Source organism: Myxococcales bacterium (assembly GCA_016720545.1).
GTDB lineage: Bacteria > Myxococcota_A > Polyangia > Polyangiales > Polyangiaceae > JAAFHV01.
Window position 1 is genome coordinate 430,984 of sequence record JADKKK010000004.1, and the last position, 16,576, is coordinate 447,559.

A 16,576-nucleotide genomic window follows, 5' to 3' on the forward strand; every position below is an offset into this window, starting at 1 on the left:
CAAACCTTCTTGTTTGTGGGCCGCGCCTCGCGCGTTCCCGCCGGCGCCGCGCCGTGGTAGACGGCTACGCACCCATGTTCGACGCCATCGCCAAAGGGTTTCGCCAAGCCAAGAATCGCCTCGCCGGGCTCACAGAGCTCTCCGAGGCCAACGTCGAGACCGCGCTCCGCGAGGTGAGGCTCTCTCTCCTCGAGGCCGACGTCGAGATCGGCGTGGTGAAGACCTTCCTCGCGCGCGTGAAGGCGAAGGCGCTCGGCGAGGTCGTGCGCATCCGCGCGAAGGGCAGCGACGGCGAGACCATGAAGGTGTCGGCCGGCGATCAGTTCACGAAGATTTGCTACGACGAGCTCGTGGCCTTCATGGCCCCGCCGGAGACGCCGGCGATCACGTTCGCCACCGCCTCCGGGCGGCCGACGGGCATCATGATGGTCGGCCTCCAGGGGTCGGGAAAGACCACCACCTGCGCCAAGCTCGCGCGGTCGCTCAAGGCCGACGGCAAGAAGCCCCTGCTCGTGGCGGCCGACATGCAGCGCCCAGCCGCCGTCGAGCAGCTCACGGTGCTCGGCAAGAGCATCGGCGTGCCGGTGTTCAACATCCCGGGCGAGAGCCCGGTCACCATCTGCGCCAAGGCGGTCGCCGAGGCGAAGTCGAAGGGCTGCGACGTCATCGTCTTCGACACCGCGGGTCGCCTCGCCATCGACGAGGCCCTCATGAAGGAGCTCGCCGACATCAAGGAGAGCGTCGCCCCGGAGAACATCTTCCTCGTGGTCGACGCCATGATCGGCCAAGACGCGGTGAAGGTCTCGAAGGGCTTCCACGATCGGCTCTCGCTCACGGGCGTCGTGCTCACCAAGCTCGACGGCGACGCGCGCGGCGGCGCCGCGCTCAGCGTGAAGGAGGTCACCGGCGCGCCGGTGCGGTTCGTTGGCATGGGCGAGGGCACCGACAAGTTCGAGGAGTTCCGGCCCGAAGGGATGGCGAGCCGGGTGCTCGGCATGGGCGACGTCGTCGGCCTCATGAAGGACTTTCAGGGCGTCATCGACGAGAAGAAGGCCGCAGAGGACGCGGCGAAGATGCTCTCGGGCAACTTCACCCTCGGCGACTTCCTCGACCAAATCCGCATGATCAAGAAGATGGGCAGCCTGAACGACATCGTCGCGAAGATGCCCGGCATGGAGCAGATGGTGCCGCCGGGCGTGAGCCTCGACGACCACGAGCTCGTGCGCATCGAGGCCATGATCCAGAGCTTTACGCGCTTCGAGCGCGACGATCCCTACGCCCTGGTGCGCGATCCGTCGCGCGTGGCGCGGGTGGCGAAGGGCTCCGGCCAGACCGAGCAGGCGGTGCAGGAGCTCGTCCAGAAGTTCCTCTTCATGAAGCAGATGATGGATGGCATGGGCGGAGGGATGGGTGGCCTCGGCGGTCTGCTCGGCAAGCTCCCGGGGGGCAAGCAGCTCCAGATGGCCAAGCAGCTCAAGAAGATGGCCGCCGGTGGGGGGATGCCCGGCGGGTTCCCCGGCATGGGCGGCATGGGCGGCATGCCCGGCATGGGCGGTATGCCTGGCATGCCTGGAATGGGCGGGTTCCCCGGCATGCCCGGCATGGGCGGGTTCCCCGGCATGGGCGGCGGGTTCCCGGGCATGCCCAACATGTTCGGGGGCGCCGACCCGGAGAGCCTCACCAAGATGAAGACCCTCAGCGCCGCCGAAAAGAACGCCAAGAAGGCGGCCCGGAAGCGTGAGAAAGACGCGCGAAAGAAGGGGCGGCGGTGAGCATGTCATCGGTCTTGCATGCTTCGCGGCGCGCCCGGTCGGCCTTCGGGGCCGCCTCCCTGCGCGTCGGGCTCCTCGGCCTCGCGTCGTACGCGTCGCTCGCTGCGGTCGCGGCGGCGGTCGCGGTCGCCACGCTCGCCACGACGGGGTGCGTCGGCGGCTCGAAGACCCAGAGCCCGGAGGACAAAGAGCGGCTCAAGTCGTTCGTCGTCGATGCCTTGCCCAGCACGGCGAAGAAACTCGACGCCAATTTCGAGAATAAAATCCACCTCATAGGCTACCGGGCCGAGCCCGAGAGCGCCCCGCCGGGCACCGAGGTGAAGCTCACCTACTACTGGCGCTGCGACGACCCGATCGAGGCCGGGTGGGCGCTCTCCACGCACATCCAGCACGAGGGCTTCGAGCGCCCCGACAACGCCGACGGCGTCGGCGCGCTCCGCGAGTGGAAAGACGGCGTCCAGATCTTCGGCCCCTCCCGGTGGGAGCGCGGCAAGATCTACGTCGACGAGCAGACCTACCGCATGCCGGCGGAGCTCCGCGGCATGGACTCGCTCGTGTACGTGAGCATCTGGAAGAACGACGCGCGCCTGCGCATCATCAGCGGCCCCACCGACGGCGAGAACCGCGCCCTCGTGGTGAAGCTGCGCACGGGCGTGGCGCCGAAGGCGCCGGGCGTGCCCGAGCTCGAGGTGAAGCAGCTCGCGCGCGGCGAGAAGATCGTGGTCGACGGCAAGGGCGACGAGGCCGCGTGGAAGACCGCGCCGTCGACCGGGGCGTTCGTCAACGTGGGCACCGGCGCGGCCGACCACGGGCCGCTCGGCGGCTCCGTGAAGCTCGCGTGGGACAACGAGAACCTGTACGCGCTCTTCGAGGTGCGAGACCCCGCCGTGACCGGCGGCTTCACCGACGCGAAGGCCCAGCCGAAGCGCCACACGACGACGGGCCAGCCCATGCTGTGGACGGGGCACACGGTCGAGATGATGGTCGACCGGGTCGGCGACAACGCGAGCTACTACGAGCTGCAGATCAACCCGCAGAACAAAATCTTCAGGTCGCGCTTCGCGGGCTACAACGCGCCGCGCGGGGGCGACTACGGCCCGTTCGGCAACGAAGACTGGGATCCGAAGCTGAAGAGCGCCGTGGTGGTGAACGGCACGATCGACAAGGCCGACGACAAGGACGAGGGCTACGTCGTGGAGGTGGCCATCCCCTGGAAGGCCTACGCGTTCGGGCTCCCGGAGGGCACTTCGCCGACGCCGAAGAGCGGCGACACGTGGCACTTCAACTTCTACGCGATGCAGGACAACGGCGGGGTCGCCTGGTCGCCCATCCTCGGGCAGGGCAATTTCCATCGCGCGAGTCGCTTCGGCAAGGTTCGCTTCGTGACCGACGCGCCGCTCGCGGCCGCAGACGCTGGGCCGGGCGCGCCCGACGCGTCGCCCGGGCCTGACGCTGGGCGCGCGGGCGCGAAGGCACCTCCGGCGAAGAAGAAGTAGCCGCCAGCGGCCTCCTCGGCGCGCCGCGGCTGCGCCGAGATCGTCTGCCCTCGACCTGATCTGTGCAGGTCCGCTGGAAATTCTACGTCTCGCCAGAAAGCCGGGTAAGCTCGCTGGCATGGTGGCTCCGGCGTTCAATCGCTCTCTGCAGGTTGCCGTGGTTCTGGTCTCGGTCGTCGGCGCTGGGCCGGCCCTCGCGCAGCGAGCTGGCCCCCAGACCACGATTCGACAGGCCCCCGACGGCTCGGTCTCGGCGGGGGCTCGCGCACGCGCGAAGGCCCGCGCCGACGACTGCGCCGCGGCGCTGCCGCTGTTCGACGAGGCGATCCGCGTTACGATCGAGCCCACACTCCGGCGTGATCGCGGCGCCTGCCACGACAAGCTCGGCCACGCGGCCGCGGCCATCGAGGACTACCGCGCCTACCTCTATGCGCGGCCCGAGGGCGCCGACGCGAAGACGGTCGAGGAGCGCATTCAGGTGCTCAGCGGTCAGGTGGACGGCGGCGGGAAGCGCGACGACGACAAGGGCGGCGGGGCGACCGCGTCGCTCTCGATCAACGGCGAGGGCGCGTCCGCGAAGGCAGGGGGCGGTAGCGACGGCGACAAGGGCGAGGGCAAGGCCGACGACTCCAGCTACGACGACTACGCGGCCCGCGTGAAGAAGCGCGACCAGGCGGACTCCTCGTCCGTCCGAACGGGGACCGGCGGCGCCTTCGGGTTCTACGTGTCGCTTCGCGGCTTCCCAAAGAGCTCTCTGCCGTCGACCGTGGGCTACAACGTGGGCGTGAGCCCGCGCTACGCGCTCACCTCGAACCTGACCCTCGTCGGTGAGCTCGGGTTCGCGGCCTTCGGCACCAAGGCGCGCGAAGCGATCGGCGGCGTCGCCCTGTGGGTCGGCGCGGAGCTCCGCGTGAAGCTGGACTCCTACGGCACGAACGCGATCCTCCTCGGCCTCGGCCCCGGCTACGAGCGCTACGCCGCCCTCGATCGGGCCTCATCGACCCTGTTCAACACCGGGCACATTCGCGGGCGCATTGGGTTCCGGCACGTGTTTGGCGCGAACATGGCGCTTGACCTCTCGTTCGACCCGTCGGCGGTCTTCTTCGACCCGGGCCCGCAGACCGCGTCGATCGACGCGCAGCTGCTCCTCGGCGGGACGGCCGCGTTCGTGGTCGGCTTCTAAGAAGGGGCGCGAGGCTCGGAGCCCACCGATTCGTCCGGTGCTTCGGTCGCGCTCATCGCGCTCGGCTCACGCCGCCTCCCTCGCGCGAGGAGCGTTCCTCCGTACGCGAGCAGCCCCGCCACGGTCGCGCTCGCTGGGCTGAACAGCAGCGTCCCGAGGAAGAGCTCGAGCGCGTAGTCGAAGGGGCCGCGCGCCTCGAAGTCTTTGCGGTCGAGATGGATGAACGCGCCCGTGCGGAGCCACGCGCCGAGCTGCACCTCGGCGATGTTGATGAAGGGCGCGAAGATCGGGAGGGAGACGTTCGAGGCGACGTACGCGACCGCTGTGTCCAGGCGCAGCGGCACACACAGCGCCATCACGAGGACGAAGTGTAGCCCGTAGAGGGGCGTCGTGCCCACGAGCACACCGACGAAGACGCTCGCGGCCGTCCGCCAGGGAGTGAGCTCGCCGCCGCGCAGGCGATGATAAACTGCCTTTACCTTTTCGTGCTGGAAGAAGGCCCGCAGCCGGGCGCGCACGCCACGGCGGGGCCCTTCGGGCGGCGGCTCGCTCCCCTCCGTCACGCCGGGCTGGGGCAGGGTGGCGGAGGCGGCGCCGTGCGCGTGCGCTCGAGCATGCGCAGGTAGAGCTTGGCTTGGGCGCTCTCGGGCTCCAGCTCGAGCGCGCGCTGCCACTGGGCGGCCGCGCCGTCGGTGTCGCCGAGTGATAGGAGGGTGATGCCGAGGCCGATGCGGGCTGGGACGTAGCCCTCGCGGGCCGAGATCGCGCTCTCGTACGCCAGCCTCGCGCCTTGGTGGTCGCCGAGCTCGCGGTGGAGCACGGCGAGGCGCACGTGGAGATCGGCAAACCCAGGGCAGAGCTTCGTGGCGGTCTCGTACTCGCGCACGGCCTCCCGCAGCATTCCGGCGTCCGCGTACGCCTCGCCGACCTCGGCGTGCATGTTGGCGATCTTGCCGCGTGCGAACGGCTCGATGTCGACGCCCGGCGCGACCTTGATCTTGGCGTACACCTCGCGCGCCATGTCGTACTTGCCGCGGTCGTTGTAGGTGACGGCGAGGTTCAGGGCGGCCTCGGTGTAAGCGGGGTTCAGCTCCAGGGCGCGCTCGAAATGGTGCTCGGCGGCCACGAAATTCCCTCGCGCGTGGCAGATCACACCGAGCATGTCGTGGACATCGGCGTACCGGTCGCCCTCGGCGAGGGCCTCACGGAGCTGGCCCTCGGCGAGCTCGAACTCCTGCTTCGCGTAGTGCTCTCGCCCGAGCGTGATGAGTTGCTTGACGCGGCCCGTGGACATGCCTGGTTCGCTCCCCTCGCCCCCTCGGCCACGCGCTGGGCGCTCGCGGCCTAGAGCCCCCTCTGAATAGTGTGTTTCCTCCCCTCCGTCGAGGTCGGCGCGGGAGTCAGCCCGATGGCGCCCGGCGTGGGGATTGCCACGGGGCCGAAGCCCGGCTAACCACAGCGAGTCGTGGGCGACCCTCCCCAAGAAGATCGGCTCCGACGCGCCGATGCGGTGGCGAAGGCCCGCCGATGACCGCCTCGGACGAGGGGAGCGAGGTGCCCGGCGCGACGGCGTTGCCTCCGGTCGAGCCGGCTCAGCTCTCGGCGGACGGCGCGGTCGACGTCGAGCCCCCCCGCGGCGATGAAGTGGGCATTGCCGGCGGAGACGGTGGCGCGCCGCCGCGCGGCAAGGAAGAGGGCGCGCCCGCGCCCGTGCGGGGGGAGGGCGGTTCGCCGGCCGAGGCCGAGGGAGCTCCCGAGGGATCGCCTGAGGCCCCAAGCTCGCCCGGGGGATCCCCCGAGGTCCCCGAGACCGAGCTCCCTCTGGTGCCCGCCGGGCTCGGCGGCGGCCTCCCCATGGGCCGCCTCCTGGCGTTCGTCGCCGCCGTCGCCGTGGCGCTGTCGCTCACGCTGGCGGCGCGGGTTCGCCGGCCGGCGGTGCCCGCCGACGCCGCGGTCGCCACCGAGGGACTGGTCGACGGGGGTGAGGTCGAGCCCGCCGATGCAGGCGGCGCCGTGGCGACCGGGAACGCGCTGCCCGGTCCGAAGGACCCGGTCGCGCCGGCGTCCTCCGCCGCGACCTGGCGGGTGAGCACGCTCAAGGACGACGCGACGGTCACGTTCGTGGAGGCTCCGGTGGGCAAGCGCACGCTCTCGGGCGCGCTCGCCAAGGCCGGGCTGCCGACCCACGAGATCCACCGCCTGCTCAAGGCCTTCGAGGGGAAGCGCAAGCTCGATCGATTCCGGCCCAAGGACACCTTCGCCTTCGCGCTCGACAAGGCCAAGGGGCGGCTCCTCGGCTTCGAGCTGACCACGGCCGCGTTCGACGTGTGGCAGGCGAGGCCGAGCGACGGCGCCGAAGGCCCTGGCAGCGGGCCGCTGGTGGTCGCGAAGCTCGACCTCGCCGTGGAGCGCAGGAAGATCGCGGCGTCCTTCTCGGTGGAGACCGAGCTCCACGACGCGGTGAAGAAGGCGGGGCTCGACGAGGACCTCCTGAAGCGCCTCGACGACGCGCTCGACGGGCACTTCGAGCTCGCGGCGTTGCGCGCGGGGACGCGCGTGCGGCTCGTCGCGACGGAGGTGCGCGTGGAGGGCGCCTTCTCGCGCTATGCGCATGTCGACGCCGTCGACGTGCACCCTCCGGCCGGGGCCGCGCTCCGCGTCTACCGGTTCGCCGGGGACGACGACGACGAGGACGGCCATGAGGCCAAGGGGCGGCGGCGCAAGAAGAGGCCGGCGGGCTTCTACGACGGCAAGGGGCACCAGCCTTACCACGGGGGGTGGCGATCACCTGTGCCAGGTGCCCGTATCTCCTCACGATTCAACCCGAAGAGGATGCACCCGGTGCTCCACGTGGTCATGCCCCACAACGGCATCGACTTCGCGGCTCCCACCGGCGCGAAGGTGTACGCCGCGTCGGGCGGCACTGTGGTCACCGCGGGCAACGGCGGGCCGTGCGGCAACATGGTGCAGATCGAGCATCCCGGCGGACTCACGACGTCGTATTGCCACCTCTCTCGCTTCGCCGGGGGTCTGCACGCGGGGCAGCACGTCGACACGCGCCAGCTCGTCGGTTATGTGGGCGCCACCGGTCGGGTGACCGGGCCGCACCTCCATTTCGCGTTGAAGAAAGCGGGGCAGTTCGTCGACCCCATGTCGCTCAAGATGGACGGCGTGCGGGTGCTCCCGCCCTCCGAGCGCGGGGCGTTCTCCTCGGCGCGCGCGCGCCTCGATCGGGATCTGGACGCCGTCTCGCTCCCGGTCGCGAACGCGGTCGCCGACGCCGGAGCGCGCGACGAGGAGGTGTTCGAGGAGGCTCCCGACGACGCCGGCGACGCGGGCATTCCAGGGGACAAGGCGCCGTGAGGGGCGTCGGGCCCTGAACGTTTGGTGCTGGGGCTGCGCCGTTTTCCGCTAGGGTGCGCAGTAAGGCAGCATGGCCACGCTCACGCAAGGCGCCAAGGTCGGCGCGTTCCTGCTCATCTCCGCGGCCGGCGGGCTCCTCGTTTACCGCACCGTGAAGAAAGAGGTGGGCGACGGCACGGGGTACACCGTGCACGCCTACCTCAACGACGCGTCGGGCCTCGCGCCGCACTCGCGGGTGACCATCGCGGGCATCCCGGTGGGGAGCATCCAGAAGATCTCGCTCGAGCAGGGCCGCGCGCGCGTCGACGTGCGCCTCGCGGCAGACGTGGCGCTGAACTCGTCGGCCACCCTCGGCGTCCGCTCGGCGAGCCTCCTCGGCGAGAACATCGTCGTCCTCACTCCCGGTGTGGGGGAGCCCAAGAAGAAGGACGGCGACGAGATCGCGACGCTGCCGGAGCCGAAGAGCTTCGACAACCTCAAGGAGCAGCTCTCGTCGATCGCCGACGACATCAAGAAGGTGTCCCATCAGCTCGCCGAGTCGGTCGGCACCGACCGTGGCGGCCAGCAAATCAAGGACATTCTGCGAAACGTCGCCGACGCGACCGAGCAGCTCGATCTCGCGGTGCGAGAGAACCGCGCGGGCATCCGGCACACGATCGACAACGTCGACCGCATCACGTCGCGCGGCGCTCCGAAGGTCGACGCCATCCTCGAGAACGTCCGCATCATCACCGAGGACGTGAAGGTGATGCTCGCGAAGACCGGCGCTGGGGCCGAGGGCACCGAGAGCGGCGAGCTGCGCCAGACCATCGAGCGCATCAACCGCGCCTCCAAGAGCCTCGAGAGCACGCTCGCGCACGCCGACAACATCGCGGGTCGCATGGATCGCGGCGAGGGCACGCTCGGGCGTCTCTCGAAAGACGAGGCGCTCATCAACGAGGTGCAGGGGGTCGCCGAGGGCGTGAACGACTACGTCGACAGCCTCCGTAGGCTGCAGACCGTCGTGGGTCTGCGGTCGGACTACAACTACTTGTCGAGCACGGTGAAGAGCTACGTGGAGCTCCGGCTCTATCCGCGCGAGGACAAGTACTACCTGATCGAGCTCATCAACGATCCGCGCGGCATCACGAGCTACAAGCAGGAGGACGTCGACTCCACCGATCCGAACAAGCCGCCGCACTCGCGCACGGTCACCACCACCACGCAGTCGTCGCTGCGATTCACCGTCCAGTTCGCGAAGCGGCTCGGTCCGTTCACCGGTCGCTTCGGCATCAAGGAGTCGTCCGGTGGCCTCGGCTGGGACACCACGCTCTTCCGCAACCGCCTCGAGATCGTCCAGGACGTGTTCGGCTTCGGCGAAGAAGCGATCCCGCGCTACCGCGTGTATGCCGCGTGGCAGTTCCTGGATCACTTCTGGCTGCTCGGGGGCGTCGACCACATCCTGCTCGAGCAGCGCCGCGATTTCTTCATGGGCTTGCAGCTCCGCTTCACCGACGAAGATCTGAAGACCATTCTTCCGTTCGCGGGCGGCGTGCGCCCATGACCGCGCGCGCCAGCGCCGCTAGGGCGTCGGCGCGGGGGCCGGCATCGGCGGCAGCGCGCTCGCGGGCGGCGGCGCGGGCGGAGCGGTGGCCGCAGCCGGCGCGAGGGCGGGCGTCGGCGTAGTGGCGGGGGGCGCCGGAGCGGGAGCGGGCGGCGGCCGCGAAATGAGGTCCGTCGCGAGGCGCTCGAACAGGGCCTCGACGACCTTCATCGCGCTCTCGGTCATGCCCTCCGTGGTGGCCGAGACGTTGGCTTCGCGAGAGTGCACGGTGCCGGCGATCGCCGCCTCTTCCTCCCCCGACGCCGACAGCAGGCGCGCCTTGAAGCGGATGGTGCCGTATACAGCGGTCGTGCGGTCGAACATCTGCGGGGAGACCGCCGCCGGCCCGAACGACAGCTCGGCCTCGATGAGCTCGAGCTTGCGCCCTGGCTCACCTCGCGCTGCGGGAAAGGCGTTGCGGAAGCCGGTCGTGAGGGTCTGCCGCCAGCTCTGCACCGGCACCTCGCTCACCGAGCGAGTCGCCGGGATGAGGAACTCGTCCTTGATGGCGGGCCCAAGCGCGAGGCTCGCGGGCGCGAGCTTCTGCGGCACGAGGATGTTCGGCTGGGGTGCCGAGGGGCCGACGGTCAGATCGGCGCAGCCGAGCGGGGACGCGAGGAGCGCTAGCGCCCAGGCGCACGCGATGTGACGGAGTGTCATGCCCACAGGATACAGGGCGCGCCCCGCCGCGGGAACCTGCACTGCGCCCCGAGAGGGGCGATCACCTCACGCGGGTCACGGCGCCAGGAGGAGGTCGACGCGGCGATCCTGAGCCCAGCTGGGCTCGTCGGTGCCGGCCGCGTCCATCTCGCCGCGGCTCGACGACTGCGCCTTCGCGCGATCGAGCCCCTTGCCCACGATGTACGCGGACACCGCGTCCGCGCGGGACTGGCCGAGCACCACGTTGTACTCGGCGCTCCCGCGCGGATCGGCGTGACCCACGATCCGGAGGGTGCGCCCCTTCAGCGGGCCGGCGGTGAAGCACGCGGCGACCGCGTCGAGCCCCCGCTGCTCGCCCGGGCGGAGGTCCGCCGAGTCGAACGCGAAGTGAGCGTCGGTGTCGTTGATGCCGCAAGTCTTGATGATTTCGGGTGAAATTCGGACGGCGCTCGCGGTGGGCGAGTTTGGAGCCTCGGTAGGCAGCTTCGGCCTCTCCGCGGGCTTGGGCGGCGCGGGCGCGGTGACCGAGGACTGGTCCTTGGGCGGGAGCAGCACCGGGTCTTGGCACCCGAGGGCGACGAGCGGCAGAGCCGCGGCCAGCAGCGAGAACGCGGTACGGATGGTGGGGATGGCGTGCATGCGACGGCTCACGGAACCGGCAGCTCGAACGCCACCGAGTAGTTGTGCTGGTTGGAGTGGACGCGCACCTTCACGACGCCGGTCACCCCGGTCCACGGCCCGGAGAGCGTGGCGCTCGTCGCGCTGCGCGCGATCAGCGCCCTCTCGCCGGTCAAGCCCGCACCGGTCACGAGCTCATAGCGGCCATGGCGCGAGAAATCGCCGGTGAGGGTGGGGCTGCCGGCGACCGCGGACACGGTGAGCTCCTCGTCGTCGATGCCCACGAAGGGGTCGGAGTCGCGGAGCAGCCCCATGCGGCCGTCGGCCTCGCCCGCGCGGGCCCCGTTCGGGCCGGTGGTGTCTTGGGTCATCGCGTAGCGGACGACGAGATCGGTGCCGGTCGGCGGATCGGTGAGCGTGATGTCGACGGCGTCTCCCACGATCGCGACGCTCTCGATGGCGAGCGGGCCGTTCGAGTCTTCGGCCTCGAACCCCTTGCCGGGGCCCCACGGGTTTCCCGCCTCGGGGTGCGGGGTGGGCAGCGCGGCGTCCCACACGAGCGGCGGCGTCGGGACGTGGAACGCGACGCGGAGCACGCGGCCGGTGCGCGTCACGCTGGTCGGCTCGAGCGGCTTCCACGGCTTGCCGAGGACCGAGTGCTGAAAGAACGCCTGCCCGTGCTTGATGCCGAGCCGGCGGTAGCTGAAGGCGTCGAAGTGCACGCGGTCCGAAACGTAGCTGTATTGGTACTTCGGGCCGAGGCACACGACCTTGCCCGGCGCGACGCGGCTCGCGGTCCAGGCAGCGAGCGTGGACGCGGAGCGCAGGGTTGGCTCGCCGCGGCGCGGGATGGAGTGCTGCTGTGAGACGAACATCGGCACGGCGCGCGCCTGCCCGGTGATTGCGCGAAGATCGGCGTCGTAGTTCGTCGCGAGGGTGATGAGGGAGGCCTCGTAGCTGGTCACGATCGCGTCGGCTTCACCGTGCGTGAGGATGACCGCGCCGTAGCCGAGGCGCTTCGCCGCGGTCGTGGCGAAGGTCTTGAAGGCGGCGCCCTCGTAGAGCGTCCGTTCGTACGAGTTGCCGGTGCCGCCCTTCGCGATGAAGCTCATTGCCTTGCCCCCGGAGCCGACGACCGAGTGGAGGGTCGCGAGGTCGAGCATGCCGCGCGCCCTCGCGAGGGTCGTGATCTGCGAGGCCATCGCGGTGTGCGGTGTCTCGCCCCGAATGTTCGCGGGGTAGACGCCGGCGGTGTAGCTCGCGGGGAACGGATACGGTCGGATGGGCTCGCTGAGGGGGACGAGCGCGAGGTTGGTGGCGTCGGAGAAGCGGGGATCCGGCCCGGTGTCGTCGAGCTTCAGGTTGTTGAACGACGGCACCGTGGACAGCACCGGGAGCCCCTGCGAGCCGACCGAGAGGCTCTGGCCGGTGCCGACGATGGCCGTCCAGTCGAATTCCCACGACGGAACCACGGTCGCGTCGCCCGCGTCGCCCGCGTCGCCCGCGTCGCCCGCGTCGCCCGCGTCGCCCGCGTCGCCCGCGTCGCCCGCGTCGCCCGCGTCGGCGGGGGTCGCGTCGGCCGTGGCGGTGTCGCGCGAGGCGTCCGCCGGGACAGGGGCGTCGGCCGTCGCGTCGGGCAACGCGGCTGGTGTGTCGAGACCCTCGAAGGTCAATCCGCACGCGGCCGCGAGCAGCGCGAGCGCGGCGAACGGGGCGGAACGCGTGAGGAGGCGGGAGGCGAGGCGGGAGGAGTAGGCGCGCACGGCTCAAGTCTAGCACCCGCGCGCAAGGAGGTGACATTCCGGGAGAACCGCGGCGGCTCCGACGAAATCGCCGCGCATCCGACGTGGGCGGTGCTTTCGCACTGCTGCGAGGGCTTGCTCTCGCGGTGGTGCTCGTCGGCCGCGGGAGCGGACAAGCCGGAGGGGTGAATCGGCCAGCTTTTGTGGCCGACAGGGGGCGCCGCGCCCCCTACGAGACAGGGCTAGCACGACTGCCGTTCGCGTAGCGAACCGCGTAGCGAGAGGGAACCTCTCGCAGGAGTGTTACCGTGGCGTCGTGCACGCGCTCCAGGGACTCACCCCCGAAGGCCTCGTGGCGCAGTTCCCCGAGCTCACCCTCGCGGAGGCCCGCAAGGTGATGTCGACCGTGGTCCGCCACGGCGGCGCCGCGCTCGCGCGGCCGGTCGAGCAGGTGCGTCGCGCCGCGCTCGAGGCGGTCCGTGCGCGAGGCCACGTGCCCACGCTGGGGCTCCTCGCGGAGCGGGCGAGCGCGGTCGATCCGTTCGTGAAGTACCTGCTCGAGACCGCCGACGGTGAGCGCGTCGAGGCCGTGCGCATCCCGCTCGAGCGCCCAGGTCGCTTCTCGGTCTGCGTGAGCTCCCAGGTCGGCTGCGCCCTCGCGTGCGCGTTCTGCGCGACCGGCCGCCTGGGTCTGCAGCGCAACCTCGACGTGTGGGAAATAGTAGAACAAGTACGTATTGTTAGGGGGCATCTGCCGCCGGGCGGGCGCGTCCACGGGGTCGTGTTTCAGGGCATGGGGGAGCCGCTCTCGAACGCCGAGCGCGTGCTCGAGGCGATCCGGGTGCTCACCGAGCCCTCCGGCCTCGCGGTCGACGCTCGCGCGATCACCGTGTGCACGTCGGGGCTCCCGGCGGGGATACGGCGCCTCGCGCTCGAGGCGCCCAAGGTGCGCCTCGGCCTGTCTCTCGCGAGCGCGCGGCCGACGGTGCGCCGGAGCCTCATGCCGATCGACGCCGCCCACGCCCTGGAGGTCGCCGTCGAGGCGGCCGCGTTCCACGCCGAGACCACGGGCCTCTCGCCGCTCTTCGCCGTCACGCTCCTCGCCGGCAAGAACGACACGGCCGACGACGCCCGCGCGCTCGCGGCCCTCGTCCACGCCTTCGCCGCGCGGACGGGCCGGCGCCCGCGCCTCTCGATCATCCCGTACAACGCGATCGCTTCGGTCGACGATCCCTTCACCCGCAGCTCGGACGCCGCGGAGGACGCGTTCCGCGCCGTGCTGCGGGAGCTCGGCGTGTTTACGCACAAGCGCTACAGCGGCGGCGGTGACGTGGGCGCGGCGTGCGGGCAGCTCGCCGGGCGCGGCGACCCCGCGGGCGTGGTGGACGGGGAGCCCGGGTGAGCGAGTATCAGGTCGAGATGCGCTGGCGGTGCTCGGCCTGCGGCGCGGAGAACCTGGGTCGCCACATGGTGTGCCAAGGGTGCGGCGATCCGAAAGACGATCGCGAGCCCTACGTGATGCCTGGCGACGTCAGCGAGGCGGCGCAGGTCACCGACCCGGCGCTGCTGCGGCTCGCGCACGGCGGGGAGAACTGGCGCTGCGCGTATTGCGAGAGCGACCAGCGCGCCCTCGACGGCTCCTGTGGCCGCTGCGGAGCGGGCGCGAAGCGCGGCGCGGGGCAAGGCGTGGAGGCCGCCGCCCCCGCGGCTCCTCAGCTGACGACGCGCCGCCGCCTCGGGCCGTTCGGCGTGATCGCGCTGGTCGCGCTCGCGCTCGTGGGGCTGCCTGTCGCGCTCGTGGCCGTGTTCATGGTGTTCGCGGTCGCGAAGCCCCACACGGCGGTGGTGAAAGAGGCGACCTGGACCCGCAGCCTCAGCGTCGAGCGGCGCGAGCTCGTGCCGCGTACGGCGTTCACCGACGCCGTGCCGACCGACGCGGTCGAGCTCGCCGACGCCGGCGTCGGCGTGCACCACCACGACCAGATCTTCGATCGGTTCGAGACCGAGGCCTACACGGTGACCGTGCCAGACGGCACGCGGAGCGAGACCTACAGGGAACGCCAAGCGTGCGGGAAGACCTGCACGAGCACGCCGCGGTCGTGCACGAAGAGCTGCACGCCCAACAAGAATGGGTTCGCGACCTGCAAGGACGTGTGTACCGGCGGCGGCGAGAGCTCGACGAAGTACTGCGACGTGACGAAGACGAGGTGCCGAAGACCCGGGAAGACCGAAGGACACGCCAGGTCCAGAAGTTCCGTCAGGAGCCCCGCTACGCGCCGCAGGTCGCGTTTCGCACGTGGGCGTGGGTGCCGGTCTTCCGCACCACGCGGCAGGGGAAGGCCGACGAGCCGCTCGCGTGGCCGGTGGCGCAGATCGCGCCGCTCGCGGACGCGGGGCCCGCGGAGCTGCGCGAGGAGCGCAGCGAGACCTTCGAGGTGAAGCTCGTCGACAACTTCGGCTCCGAGCTCGTCTTCACACCCAAGACGCCGGAGGAGCTCGCGCGCTTCGCGGTGGGAAGGAAGTTCGTCGTCGGGCGAGGGGCCGAGGGCGGGCCCACGTTCACCGATCCGTGAGGGTGACCGCGCAGCGTGAAACGCCTTGTCACTGCCGCTCGATTCGTGAAGTGTGAGCGAGTGACGATCTGGGGGAGCCGGCCTGTGGCGAGCGCGCGAGTCCGGCGGGGCGCGCGGTCCGCGCTCACGCTCGGCGTGGCCATCGCCGCGACCCTCGTTGCGCGCGAAGGTCACGCGTCGCCCGAGGATCTCTTCGGCTACGGACCCCACAGCTCGGCGATGGGCGGCACAGGCGCGGCCTCGGCCCGGGGCTTCGAGGCGGCGTGGGCGAACCCGGCGCTGCTGTCGCGCCTGCGCGAGCGCAAGCTCACGCTCGGCTACGGCGGCGCGGCGTTCGGCCTCGCGACCCAGGCCGAAGGTGGCGAGCGTCAAGCGCGAGGCACCGCGGCGGCGCGCGGGGTGTTCATCGGCGTCGATCTCCCGCTGCCCTTCGGCGGCGTTCTGAAGGATCGTTTGGGCGTCGGGCTCGCGTTCTACACGCCCTCCGACATCATCGTCCGTGGGCGGCTGCTCTACCCGGAGAAGCCGCAGTTTCCGCTGCTGGGCGAGCGCGCGCAGTCGCTGACGGTGCGCGGCGGGCTCGGGGTCGATCTCAGCCACGGGCTGCGCGTGGGCGCGGGCTTCGCGGCCCTCGCGGAGATCGTGGGCGATGTGCTCGTGGCGACCGACTCGTCGGGCCGCGTGGGCACCCGCGTGGAGGACCAGCTCGTCACGACGTACGCGCCCACCGTGGGCGCCACGTACGATCTGCCCTTCTGGCGCGGCGGGCGGGTCGGGCTCACGTTCCGCGGCACCCTCGACGCGCGCTTCGCCATCACCATCGACGCGACGAAGCTCTCGTCGCTCAACATCCCCGTGTTCAACATCTCCGGGCTCGCGCAGTACGACCCCTCGCAGATCGCCCTCGAGGTGGCGCACGAGAGCGACGCGCGCACGGTGGCGTTCGGCGCGACCTACAAGCTGTGGAGCCGCTACAAAGGCCCCATCGAGCCCACGATCTCGTGCCCGCCGGGCGAAGAGGGGTGCGGCGCGCTGGTGCCCGCGGTGGTCGGCTACTCGAACACCCTGGTCGTGCGCGCGGGCCTCGACGAAAAGGTGCATATTGCACCTTCTGCCGTGGGCCACCTTCGCGCGGGCGCGTTCTTCGAGGGGAGCCCGCTGCCGTCGACGCTCCCCTCTTCGGACGCGTTCCGGTTCGCCGACCGCACCACCGGCCCGGTGCCCACCCGCTACTACGACGCCGCGCGGCTCGCGGGCACGCTCGGGCTCGGGCTCTCGCTGAAGGGGCCGCTGCCACCGATCGATCTCGACATGTACACGCAGCTTCATTTCCTGATGCCGCGCACCATGACGAGCGACCTCGGCGACGGGAGCGCCGAGCGCACCAAGGTGACCGGTCGCGTCCACGTGTACGGTCTCCTCGCGGGGGTGCGGTTTTGAGCGCGCGCTACGCCTCGTGGTCCGCGCTCGCCGCGCTCGCCGCGCTCGTCGCCGCGTGGCCCGGCGCCGCGCGCGCGAACCCCCACGACACGTTCGGGTTTGGGTCGCGCAGCACCGCGCTGGGCGGCGCCGTGGCGGCCGACGTGC

General features: G+C 71.1%; 14 protein-coding genes. 9 read left to right on the forward strand and 5 right to left on the reverse strand.

The annotated features are described in order from the left end of the window. Positions 1 to 74 precede the first annotated feature (74 nt). From ffh to IPQ09_11560, 3 genes are all read left to right on the forward strand, one after another. A complete protein-coding gene (gene ffh / locus IPQ09_11550) occupies positions 75 to 1,772 on the forward strand; it encodes a signal recognition particle protein (GenBank protein ID MBL0194839.1) in 1,698 nt (565 codons plus the stop codon). Continuing rightward, on the forward strand, positions 1,769 to 3,268 hold the full coding sequence (locus IPQ09_11555) for a carbohydrate-binding family 9-like protein (GenBank protein MBL0194840.1): 1,500 nt from the start codon (positions 1,769 to 1,771) through the stop codon (positions 3,266 to 3,268). The genes ffh and IPQ09_11555 overlap by 4 nt, the downstream gene beginning before the upstream one ends. A 118-nt stretch (positions 3,269 to 3,386) precedes the next feature. Continuing rightward, complete coding sequence (locus tag IPQ09_11560; protein MBL0194841.1) at positions 3,387 to 4,451, forward strand: hypothetical protein; 1,065 nt, start codon at positions 3,387 to 3,389, stop codon at positions 4,449 to 4,451. Here IPQ09_11560 and IPQ09_11565 read toward each other — a convergent pair. Beyond that, positions 4,448 to 4,969 carry a DUF2062 domain-containing protein gene (locus IPQ09_11565; protein ID MBL0194842.1) on the reverse strand — a complete coding sequence of 174 codons (522 nt, stop codon included), beginning with the start codon at positions 4,967 to 4,969 and terminating at the stop codon, positions 4,448 to 4,450. The genes IPQ09_11560 and IPQ09_11565 overlap by 4 nt on opposite strands. Positions 4,970 to 5,010: 41 nt before the next feature. After that, positions 5,011 to 5,745, reverse strand: a complete 735-nt coding sequence (locus IPQ09_11570) for a tetratricopeptide repeat protein (GenBank protein MBL0194843.1) — start codon at positions 5,743 to 5,745, stop codon at positions 5,011 to 5,013. 233 nt (positions 5,746 to 5,978) lie between these two features. On the opposite strand from IPQ09_11570, the gene IPQ09_11575 reads away from it, so the two are divergent. Then, positions 5,979 to 7,814, forward strand: a complete 1,836-nt coding sequence (locus tag IPQ09_11575; protein MBL0194844.1) for a peptidoglycan DD-metalloendopeptidase family protein — start codon at positions 5,979 to 5,981, stop codon at positions 7,812 to 7,814. Positions 7,815 to 7,884: 70 nt separating this feature from the next. After that, positions 7,885 to 9,357 (forward strand): MCE family protein, encoded by a 1,473-nt coding sequence (locus tag IPQ09_11580; GenBank protein ID MBL0194845.1) that lies wholly within the window; start codon positions 7,885 to 7,887, stop codon positions 9,355 to 9,357. Between the two features lie 18 nt (positions 9,358 to 9,375). Here IPQ09_11580 and IPQ09_11585 read toward each other — a convergent pair whose 3' ends face one another. From IPQ09_11585 to IPQ09_11595, 3 genes are all read right to left on the reverse strand, one after another. Next, the gene (locus IPQ09_11585) at positions 9,376 to 10,056 is read right to left on the reverse strand and encodes a hypothetical protein (protein ID MBL0194846.1); all 681 of its coding nucleotides are present in this window, start codon (positions 10,054 to 10,056) and stop codon (positions 9,376 to 9,378) included. Between the two features lie 75 nt (positions 10,057 to 10,131). Then, positions 10,132 to 10,707: an OmpA family protein gene (locus tag IPQ09_11590; protein ID MBL0194847.1), complete on the reverse strand. Its 576-nt coding sequence runs from the start codon at positions 10,705 to 10,707 to the stop codon at positions 10,132 to 10,134. After that, positions 10,704 to 12,437: a dockerin gene (locus IPQ09_11595; protein MBL0194848.1), complete on the reverse strand. Its 1,734-nt coding sequence runs from the start codon at positions 12,435 to 12,437 to the stop codon at positions 10,704 to 10,706. Before IPQ09_11595 ends, IPQ09_11590 begins: the two co-directional genes overlap by 4 nt. 376 nt (positions 12,438 to 12,813) lie before the next feature. On the opposite strand from IPQ09_11595, the gene IPQ09_11600 reads away from it, so the two are divergent. The 4 genes from IPQ09_11600 to IPQ09_11615 are packed head-to-tail and all read left to right on the forward strand — an operon-like array spanning position 12,814 to position 16,429. Continuing rightward, a complete protein-coding gene (locus IPQ09_11600) occupies positions 12,814 to 13,818 on the forward strand; it encodes a radical SAM protein (GenBank protein MBL0194849.1) in 1,005 nt (334 codons plus the stop codon). After that, positions 13,815 to 14,855: a hypothetical protein gene (locus tag IPQ09_11605; GenBank protein MBL0194850.1), complete on the forward strand. Its 1,041-nt coding sequence runs from the start codon at positions 13,815 to 13,817 to the stop codon at positions 14,853 to 14,855. Before IPQ09_11600 ends, IPQ09_11605 begins: the two co-directional genes overlap by 4 nt. Then, positions 14,852 to 14,989: a hypothetical protein gene (locus tag IPQ09_11610; GenBank protein ID MBL0194851.1), complete on the forward strand. Its 138-nt coding sequence runs from the start codon at positions 14,852 to 14,854 to the stop codon at positions 14,987 to 14,989. The genes IPQ09_11605 and IPQ09_11610 overlap by 4 nt, the downstream gene beginning before the upstream one ends. A 45-nt stretch (positions 14,990 to 15,034) precedes the next feature. Next, positions 15,035 to 16,429, forward strand: a complete 1,395-nt coding sequence (locus tag IPQ09_11615; GenBank protein MBL0194852.1) for a hypothetical protein — start codon at positions 15,035 to 15,037, stop codon at positions 16,427 to 16,429. The last annotated feature ends 147 nt before the right edge of the window (positions 16,430 to 16,576 follow it).

Coding starts and splice junctions, on each gene's coding strand:
- ffh (MBL0194839.1), top strand. CDS start 75: ATGTTCGACGCCATCGCCAAAGGGTTTCGCCAAGCCAAGAATCGCCTC.
- IPQ09_11560 (MBL0194841.1), top strand. CDS start 3,387: ATGGTGGCTCCGGCGTTCAATCGCTCTCTGCAGGTTGCCGTGGTTCTG.
- IPQ09_11570 (MBL0194843.1), bottom strand. CDS start 5,745: ATGTCCACGGGCCGCGTCAAGCAACTCATCACGCTCGGGCGAGAGCAC.
- IPQ09_11575 (MBL0194844.1), top strand. CDS start 5,979: ATGACCGCCTCGGACGAGGGGAGCGAGGTGCCCGGCGCGACGGCGTTG.
- IPQ09_11580 (MBL0194845.1), top strand. CDS start 7,885: ATGGCCACGCTCACGCAAGGCGCCAAGGTCGGCGCGTTCCTGCTCATC.
- IPQ09_11585 (MBL0194846.1), bottom strand. CDS start 10,056: ATGACACTCCGTCACATCGCGTGCGCCTGGGCGCTAGCGCTCCTCGCG.
- IPQ09_11600 (MBL0194849.1), top strand. CDS start 12,814: ATGTCGACCGTGGTCCGCCACGGCGGCGCCGCGCTCGCGCGGCCGGTC.